This window comes from Neobacillus rhizosphaerae (genome assembly GCF_050477885.1).
Classification (GTDB): Bacteria; Bacillota; Bacilli; order Bacillales; family Cytobacillaceae; genus Neobacillus; species Neobacillus rhizosphaerae_A.
On the sequence record NZ_JBCNAC010000084.1, the window covers coordinates 1 to 776 of the forward strand.

Annotated in this window: 1 protein-coding gene; it reads right to left on the bottom strand. The window is 36.5% G+C overall.

Annotation, left to right across the window (positions count from 1 at the left end; genetic code table 11):
* Window positions 1-776: gluconate:H+ symporter (locus ABES03_RS11200; protein WP_430117371.1), on the bottom strand; the 776-nt coding region annotated here is incomplete at both ends.

Sequence of the window (776 nt, forward strand, 5' to 3'; positions counted from 1 at the left end):
GCAGAACCTAATGAGATACGTAAAATGGCTGCAATGATCCATGCTAATAGAATCGGTGAAATAGAAGTTCCTTTAAATAATTCGGCTACATAGTCACCTACATGGCCATTAATTAATACTTGTTTGAAAGCACCGCCGCCCCCAATGATTAAGAGCATCATACCAATGTGTGAAATCGCTTCTGTACAAGAATCCATAACTGTTTTGATTGGTATCTTTCTTGCTAATCCCATTGTATAAATAGCAACTAATAAAGAGATTACCATGGCAGGAGATGCACCGCCAACAAAACGGATAATAGCAAGTAAAGTATTATCAGCAAATCCCATTGTTTTTTGAAGCAAAGTTAAAATTGTAGCGATTGACATTAGGATTACAGGAAGCATGGCAGTAAATACACTGATACCAAATCCAGGTGTGTCTTCAAGTTTAAATGTTTTTAGTTCACCTAAAGAGGCAATATCACCAGTTTTTGTAAATGAAGCAGGAACCAATTTTTTAGCTAGCTTTGTAAATAAAGGTCCAGCGATAATGACAGTTGGAATAGCAATAATAAAACCGTAAAGTAATACTTGTCCAAGATCGGCACCAAATTCACCTGCAATGGTAGTTGGTCCTGGATGTGGCGGTAAAAAGCCGTGTGTGACAGATAAAGCTGCTCCCATTGGAATACCAAGGTAGAGAATAGAAACTTTTAATTGTTTAGAAATCGCAAATACGATTGGGATTAATAAAACTAATCCTACTTCAAAGAATAAAGCAATACCGATAATGAA